Here is an 8,204-nt window from a genome sequence, read left to right on the forward strand (position 1 = left end):
TTTGCTTTTTTTTCTTCTGGCGTTATACTTTAAAACGTGGGCAAGATATGTAAATATGGCCATCTTTTTCAAAGATATCCATATTTACTTGGACTAATTCGCTAAAGCTCAAGTCCAATCTTGCTCTGCGAGGCTAAAGGCTGCCGCCTTATTAAAATATATTTGGAATGAATTATGAACATTAAGCGTGATAATTTAAGAAGAGAAATTCTTAAAGTTTGTTTATCTAAATCAGATAAAGAAGAAATAAAAATTAAAGCTAACTCTTTAGGAATGACGACATCAACATTTTTAAGAAATTTAGGGCTAGGATTTAAACCAACAAGTACGCTAGATCAAGATGCTATTTTAGAGTTAGTTAAAATAAATACTGCTCAATCAAGGCTAGGTAATTTAATGGCATTGGCTTTAAAAAATCCAGAAAAGATGTCTTTATATGGTGATAAAGATATAGCCACAAAAATTGATACTTTGCTTGATGAGATTGCAAAATTACAAATTACAATGTTAAGCATTGTCAATAATGTTAATGGAAATGCAGATAAATGATTGCAAAAAAAATACCAATGAAAACAGTTAGTAAATCTAGTTTTAGTAGATTGGTAAATTATATATCAGATACACAAAATAAAAATAATAGGATTGATAATATTCGTATTACAAATTGTACATCAGATAATATCGAATGGGCTAAATTAGAGATCCAAGCAACTCAAAATAAAAATACTCGTAGTGAATCAGATAAAACATACCATTTATTATTGTCTTTTCCTACTGGAGAATTCCTTGAACATAAAAAACTTTATGAGATAGAAGATCGCTTTTGTAATGCTTTGGGATATGGTGATCATCAGAGAATTAGTGCTATTCATAATGATACTGATAATTTACATATTCATATAGCTATTAATAAGATTAATCCGAAATCTTTTAATATTCATGAGCCTTTTAATGATTATAAGATTTTATCTTCTGTTTGTTCTCTTGTTGAAAATGAATATGACTTGATAGCAACAAATCATATAGGGTCTAAAACAATATCTCAAAATAAAGTTCAGGATATGGAAAGATTTTCTGGTCTTGAAAGTTTGGTTAGCTGGATAAGAAGAGAGTGCTTAGATGATATATTTAGAAGTTCTAATTGGGAAGAGTTACATAAAGTTTTAAATGAGTCTAATCTTTACATTAGGTTAAAAGGTAATGGATTTGTTATAGGGGATAAAGAGAGTAATTTAGAGGTTAAAGCCAGTACTATAAGTCGAGATTTATCCAAGCCTAATTTAGAAAAAAAATTTGGTGAATTTATTTGTAATAGAAAAGAGTTTTTAGGAAAAACCAATAAAAAGTATAAAAAAGAACCAGTTTTTAAAGGGAAAATTGATACCACTGATCTTTTCTTATCCTATAAGAATGAAAGAAATAATTTTAATGCTAAGAGAAAACAAAGTTTCTTTAAATTAAAGAACGATCACCAGAATAAAATATTAAAAGCTAAAAATAATGCACAGATTAAAAGAAACATTATTAGAGGACTGAGTAAGGGAATTTCTAAAAGAGTTGCTTATGCGGCAACATCTTATGATTTAAAAAAGAGAATTAAAAATATTAATGATGAATATAGAAGAGAGAGAGAAGCGTTATATAAATCTACGAAACCTTTGGTTTGGAATGACTGGCTAAAAAAAGAGGCTTTGGCAGGTAATGAAAAGGCCGCTAAGGTATTACAACAGCAAAATTTCAGGAAAAGCAAATTCTCTATATGGGGAAATGATAATAATGTAATTGTTGATATAGACAAAAAAGTAGAGTCAGTTACTCGAAGAGGATCTTTTATCTTAAAGAAATCAGGAATTAGGGATGTAGGAAAAAGAATAGATATAACCCGTAAAAGTGATGATGAAACTATTTTAGAGGCATTAAAATTAGCACAGAGTAAATATGGGACGTTGTTAAATATAGAAGGAGATGAATTATTTAAGCAACAGATTGTTAAAGTTGCAGCAAAAGCAAAATTAAGTATTCAATTTAACGATATAGGAATGGAAAGACATAGACAAATTCTTATTAAGGAGCAAATCAATAATGATAGACAAAGATTATTCAGAAATTCTTGGAATGGAGATTCTAGATCAAGAGCTTACTCAAGAGCAAATAGCACAGATGGAAATGGATGCTCAAATGGCATCAGAACAGCTCCTTCAAGAAATGAATCAAGATGTACTGAATCCAACAGTAGAAAGTTTAAGCAATATGAGCGAGGGTTATTTGCTCAGTCCAACATTAGCCAGTTTACCGAAAGAGCACCGACCGAAGAAGTACACAGTATGTCAGGATTGTCCTGTGGCAATGTGGCATCACTCGAACAACGAAACAAAGTGTTATTGCAGAGTAATGCACATAATTATATGGACAGGAAGTCAACCAGTAGAGATGATGGAATGCGATGGGCGGCATATATCAATGGATTAGATCAAGATAAAAAAGATGCAATTTTAACTTATGTATCAGAAAGAAATAGTAAGCGTAATAATTTAAAACAAGTGTTCGATATATCAAAACACTTGGTATATAATAACAGCATAAATGGTGATGTTAAATTTATGGGAGTTCGTAAAGTAAATAACCAAAATCTGATTCTCTTACAGAAATCAGGAGATGATAATGTTTATGTTAAAGCCGCTGCTTATGGAGAGTTATCAAAATTAAAAAAAGCAGGTTTACAGTCAATAATTAATTTAGATTCCGAAGGCAAAATTTCATTGAAAGATGCTAAAAATAGCAAACAAAGAAGGAATAAAAAATGAAAAAGAGAAAATTAAATAATCAGATTGGAAACAGAAAACATGATGTGAGAAAAAATAATTATGTTTTTCAACGTCTTGTATTATTTTTATTAACAATAATTTTAGGTTTTTGGGCTGCAACTCAATGGACTGCTTATAAGTTTGGATTTCAAGCAGGATTGGGTGTAAATATTGAAGGAGTTTATTCTCCTCATAAAATTATTGAATGGTATTTATCTTGGGGTAAATATTATGAAAATATTTTTATGCAAAGTATATCGATTGGCTTTTTGACGACAATTGTTTTATTAATTTTTTTTGCAATATATGTTGTTGCTCAAAGTAATTCTTCCAAATCAAAGGCAAATGAATTTTTACATGGTTCTGCTGAGTGGGCAACAGAAAAGGATGTTAAAAATGCAGGACTACTCGAAGGGGAGGGGGTTTATGTCGGAGGATGGATTGATGATAAAGGGCAGTTTAACTATCTTCGACATAGTGGGCCAGAGCATGTACTTACATTTGCCCCAACTCGATCAGGTAAAGGTGTCGGCTTAATCCTACCAACATTATTGAGTTGGCCACATTCAACCTTTGTAAGTGATTTAAAAGGTGAGTTATATGCTTTGACTTCTGGATGGAGAAAAAATCATGCAAATAATAAAATTCTAAAATTTGAGCCAGCATCTTCTTCAGGATGTGCAAGATGGAATCCGTTAGATGAAATTAGAATAGGTTCAGAAAATGAAATTGCAGATGCACAAAATCTTGCAATTTTAGTTGTAGATCCAAATGGTAAGGGACTAAGAGACCATTGGCAAAAAACATCATATATGCTTTTGGTTGGGTTAATTTTACATGTTATTTATAAATCTAAAATAGATGATACAGTCATACCTAGCCTTGCTGGTGTAGATGCTTTATTGGCAGATCCTAAATATGCTTCTGATGATGAAAAGAAAGCAATGCAAGGCTTATGGAATGAAATGTTACATAATTTACATATAGATGGATTAAAAGCTCATCCTGTTGTTTCTGCAGCAGGAAAGGATATGTTAGATAAGCCAGAAGATGAAGGCGGCTCGGTATTATCTACATTAAAAACTTATTTATCTCTTTATAGAGATCCTATTGTTGCAAAAAACACAAATGTTTCTGATTTTAAATTAAGACAATTGATGGATTACTCTGATCCTGTTTCGCTTTATGCAATAGCACAGCCAACAGATAAGGAAAGATTAAAACCATTAATGAGAATAATGGTAAATATGGTTATTAGATTAAATGCTGGAGGTATGGATTTTAAAAATGGACGAGCGGTTGCAAACTACAAACATAGATTATTAATGATGTTAGATGAACTCCCAAGTTTAGGTAAATTAGAGATTCTACAAGAATCATTAGCATTTTTGGCTGGATATGGAATTAAGGCTTATTTAATTTGCCAAGATACAACGCAATTAAGAAGTAGAGAAACAGGATATGGGCCAGAGGAAAGTATAACATCTAATTGCCATGTTCAAATTGCCTATCAACCTAATAGACTAGAAACAGCAGAGTACTTATCTAAAATGACAGGAATAACAACTGTTACAAAAGAGAAAATTACAACAAGTGGTAAGCGAGTCTCTGTTATGGATAGCCAAGTGTCAAGAAGTGTTGAGGAAATATCCAGGCCATTAATGACAGCAGATGAAGTACAACGAATGCCTGGACCTAAAAAGGATTTGGATGGCTCTATTGTTGAATCTGGCGATATGTTAGTTTTTGTTACAGGATATCCAGCAATATATGGTAAACAACCCCTGTATTTCAAAGATCCTATATTTCAAAAAAGATCAGAAATCCCTGCACCAGTAAAAAGCGATCTTCTTATTAAAAGTAATAGATTACGAGAGAATGAAAAAGTTAGTTTGGATTAGCAAATACTTTATTATTATTTTAAGTATTGGATTTTTATTTATAGTTTCTGGTTATTTTCTCGGTATTAGAATTAATACTACGCCGAGTATTCCTGTTGGAATTTATAAAATTATAGATAAAACACCAGAAAAAGGAGATGTTATTTTATTCTGTCCACCAAATAATTTTTTATTCCAAGAAGCTAGAAATAGAATGTGGATTAATAAAGGTTTTTGTGATGGTGAATTAGGAATGATGATGAAGATTTTAGTGGCATCAGAAGGGGATAAGGTATCTATTAATTCTTTTGGAGTAACTATTAATGGTAATTATTATTTACATAGTAAGAGAATTTCAGGATTAAATATACCCGTTAAATCTTTTAATAATTATATTTTAAAGAAAGGTGAAATGCTTACTATGACTGATAAAAATCCAATGTCTTTTGATGGTAGATATTATGGAATATTGAATTATAAAAATATAAACAATGTCGTTATACCTATTTTTACTTGGTGATTTTAGCCGCTAAAATGAGAAGGAAAAACAGAAATGAAGAAATTCTTAATTAAACTTTTAGGTGGAGTTTCAAAGGAAGAGCATCAATCAATATTAGATTACTTTCAGTCAAGAATGATTAATCCTCAAAATTTAGATTTTGCAAGTAGTTTAATGAAACGATGGAATGAATTTAGATGTAGTATTAACTATATGTATAAGGAAATTTGTATAAATAATGCTGATTTTTTTACAAATAATTCTTCTTTATTACATGATTTAGTATTACAAGATTATTATTTTAGACGATTGTATTTACTCCAAAATGGGAAGGATTTTTTTGATAATGTTGAAGAACATGAAAAATTATTTTTTCTCAACAAGGGGAGTCTTTAAATAAAGCATTTTGGGATATAGATGCTAAATATTTAGAGTTAATTTATGACAATAAATTTATAAAAAACTGGGATAAAGGTATTAAATAGTAGAGGTTTATATGCGTTTTGGGTATGAATATGGAGCAAGGAGTATTGTTACTACTGATTTAGGGTGGAAAACATTGTACCAGAATGATGCAAATAATGATGATGGTGTTGAGGATATTGCTGATTTAAATTTTGATAATTTAAATGAGGGGTGTAAAGGAGAGTGCTTATCTGCGGATTGGAAAAAATTAGAAACAAAACCAAAAGCATTATATACCATGGATAGCTTGTTAAATGATTTAACAAGGGTAGCAAATTATGTTTTAGATCCTAACTTAAAGAAAGTTCTTATAGATAAAGATAAAAATAAAGAAGGGGAGCATGGTGGTATTGGTACTCCAGCAACAAGGGATGAAATATTGAAAGGATTGTTTGAAAGGGGGTTCTATCAATGAAAGGTAAAACCGTTATAAGTACAGAAAAAGGTAGAGCTTTTTATGATGTTTTGCCCGATTCAGCTAAATATCCTGATATGACCGCATTATGGCATCAAAAATTTTTAGAGATTGAAAATGGGATTCTAAATAAAGAAGATCTAATTAATAGTGTTATTCAATTTATTACAGATGAGGTAAGTCAAATTAAACTAAAAGGGCTTAATTTAAGTCATATTAAAGCATATATTTGTCCTAAATGTGGTTCGGCATGTCTCAAATAAATGGTAAATATGGTTTATTCTGGTTGTGTAATGCTTATAAGACAAAAGGATGTGATGCTCGTTTTCCTGATAAAATAATACTCCAGACTTAACCTATATAAGACCAGTGATTTCAGAATATAAGTGTCATTTATGTAGTAGTGGACTTATTAAAGAAGAAGTAAAAAGAATCCAAAATTATTTTTTGGAGTTGTTCGAATTATCCTAATTGTAAACAACTTTATCCAGATGTTATGGGTAAGCCCAAATTTAAGATTGATTAAGGAGTTAATATGCCAAACTTAATAGATGAATTGATTGGTTCTGATAATGAGCAATCTATAATTGAAACTGAAGCACTTGAATCAAAATGATTGAGGCAATAATCCAGGAGCTATTATAGAATTTCTCCTGAAGAAGCCGATTATTTAGGTGCTTTGAGGATGACTCTATGGATATGGAAGATATCATAGAGGGAGCTTTAGATTTATTAAATTCTAATTAGGAGTAGATATGTCAGATATTAAAAAACCATTTTATAAAGAGGTTGCTGATAAATTAATAGATCAATTGGAAAAGGTGTTGCTCCTTGGCAAAGAGGGTGGACAGTTACTGGCAGGCCTTACAATGTAATAACTGGGAAAATTATAGAGGGGCAATGTTTTAAATTTAGCATTATCTGGGCGTGAAGATCCACGTTGGATGACCTATAAACAGGCTCAGACTCTTGGAGCTCAGGTAAAAAAGGGGAGCGGGGGACAAAGGTTCAATATTGGATTTTTGAGGAGATGCAGACTATAAAAGATGAAAATGGTAAACCTAGATTAGATCATAATGGCAAAGAAATTTTAGAAAAAGTACGCTTAGAAAGACCAAAAGTAATTAATTCAGTTGTTTTTAATGCAGAGCAAATTGATGGATTGCCACCGCTCCAGAAAAATCAATAGATGTATGGATAGCATAGATAAAGCTGAACAAATTCTTAAAAACTCAGGGGCAATATAGAACATAAAAAACAGGATCAGGCATATTATCAAGCATCAACAGATAAGATTGTATTGCCTCTAAAAGAACAATTTGAGAAACCTGAATTTTATTATGGAACAGCATTGCATGAATTAGGCCATTGGACAGGGCATTCCACAAGACTAAATAGAGATTTAACTGGCCATTTTGGAGGTGAAAAATATGCAAGAGAAGAACTAAGAGCAGAGATTTCTTCAATGATGTTGGAAATGGAAGTAGGTATTCCACATGATACTAATAGGCATGCAAGTTATGTTCAAAGTTGGGTTGCAGTATTGAAGAGTGATCCTGCTGAAATTATTAGAGCCTCATCTGATGCAGAAAAAATAAAAGATTTTGTCTTAAGTCTATCCCAAGAGCAAAAAATAGAGCTTAATAAGCAACAGGATGAAACAACAGAACTTAATTTAAGTATATTAGCTAGGGTAAATGATATGGAAAATTCTAATAAAACATATATCTCAGTTCCATTTAAAGAAAAAGAAGAAGCTAAAGCTTTGGGAGCTAAATGGGATAGGGGAGAATCATCTTGGTATATTCCTGAAAATCTTGATAAAGAAGCTTTTAGTAAATGGATGAATAAAGAAAATGTTAGAGTAGAAAAGAATAATTCAGAGAAAACATATTTGGTTGTTCCGTTAAAGAAAAGAAGAAGCTAAAGCTTTGGGTGCTAAGTGGGATAAATCTGTTAAGAGTTGGTATATTTCAGGTGTTGTAACTAATGAAATGAAGAAGTGGTTGCCAGAAAATAACCCTGTGCAACAAGATCCTGCATTATCTCCAAGAGAAGAGTTTTCTATTTTTATGAAGGATATGGGATTAGTTGTATCTGGCGAACATCCAATTATGGATGGTAAATTACATAGAGTTAGA

Annotated in this window: 10 protein-coding genes and 1 pseudogene; all 11 read left to right on the forward strand. The window is 31.1% G+C overall.

Going from position 1 to position 8,204, the window contains the following annotated elements; genetic code table 11:
- Positions 1–174 precede the first annotated feature (174 nt).
- Positions 175–549: a plasmid mobilization protein gene (locus DYE60_RS09960; RefSeq protein WP_115316464.1), complete on the forward strand. Its 375-nt coding sequence runs from the start codon at positions 175–177 to the stop codon at positions 547–549.
- Positions 546–2,804, forward strand: coding sequence for a TraI/MobA(P) family conjugative relaxase (gene traI / locus DYE60_RS09965; RefSeq protein WP_115316465.1), 2,259 nt, complete (start codon positions 546–548; stop codon positions 2,802–2,804). Before DYE60_RS09960 ends, traI begins: the two co-directional genes overlap by 4 nt.
- Positions 2,801–4,705, forward strand: a complete 1,905-nt coding sequence (locus tag DYE60_RS09970; RefSeq protein WP_115316466.1) for a type IV secretory system conjugative DNA transfer family protein — start codon at positions 2,801–2,803, stop codon at positions 4,703–4,705. The genes traI and DYE60_RS09970 overlap by 4 nt, the downstream gene beginning before the upstream one ends.
- Positions 4,683–5,204 (forward strand): conjugative transfer signal peptidase TraF, encoded by a 522-nt coding sequence (gene traF / locus DYE60_RS09975; RefSeq protein ID WP_115316467.1) that lies wholly within the window; start codon positions 4,683–4,685, stop codon positions 5,202–5,204. The genes DYE60_RS09970 and traF overlap by 23 nt, the downstream gene beginning before the upstream one ends.
- A gap of 33 nt (positions 5,205–5,237) precedes the next feature.
- Complete coding sequence (locus tag DYE60_RS09980; protein ID WP_115316504.1) at positions 5,238–5,579, forward strand: hypothetical protein; 342 nt, start codon at positions 5,238–5,240, stop codon at positions 5,577–5,579.
- Positions 5,580–5,679: 100 nt separating this feature from the next.
- On the forward strand, positions 5,680–6,063 hold the full coding sequence (locus DYE60_RS09985; protein ID WP_115316505.1) for a DNA topoisomerase: 384 nt from the start codon (positions 5,680–5,682) through the stop codon (positions 6,061–6,063).
- Positions 6,060–6,326, forward strand: a complete 267-nt coding sequence (locus tag DYE60_RS09990) for a hypothetical protein (RefSeq protein ID WP_115316506.1) — start codon at positions 6,060–6,062, stop codon at positions 6,324–6,326. The genes DYE60_RS09985 and DYE60_RS09990 overlap by 4 nt, the downstream gene beginning before the upstream one ends.
- 648 nt (positions 6,327–6,974) lie before the next feature.
- A pseudogene (locus DYE60_RS10435) lies at positions 6,975–7,106 on the forward strand (ArdC-like ssDNA-binding domain-containing protein); the annotation flags it as partial.
- Positions 7,094–7,252 (forward strand): hypothetical protein, encoded by a 159-nt coding sequence (locus DYE60_RS10255; RefSeq protein ID WP_172460419.1) that lies wholly within the window; start codon positions 7,094–7,096, stop codon positions 7,250–7,252. The pseudogene DYE60_RS10435 and the gene DYE60_RS10255, both read left to right, overlap by 13 nt.
- A 54-nt stretch (positions 7,253–7,306) precedes the next feature.
- Positions 7,307–7,990, forward strand: a complete 684-nt coding sequence (locus DYE60_RS10000; protein WP_172460420.1) for a zincin-like metallopeptidase domain-containing protein — start codon at positions 7,307–7,309, stop codon at positions 7,988–7,990.
- Between the two features lie 4 nt (positions 7,991–7,994).
- The coding region (locus tag DYE60_RS10005) for a DUF5710 domain-containing protein (protein WP_147285456.1) at positions 7,995–8,204 on the forward strand (210 nt) is incomplete at its 3' end.

The sequence above is a fragment of the Phocoenobacter uteri genome, from assembly GCF_900454895.1.
Classification (GTDB): Bacteria; Pseudomonadota; Gammaproteobacteria; order Enterobacterales; family Pasteurellaceae; genus Phocoenobacter; species Phocoenobacter uteri.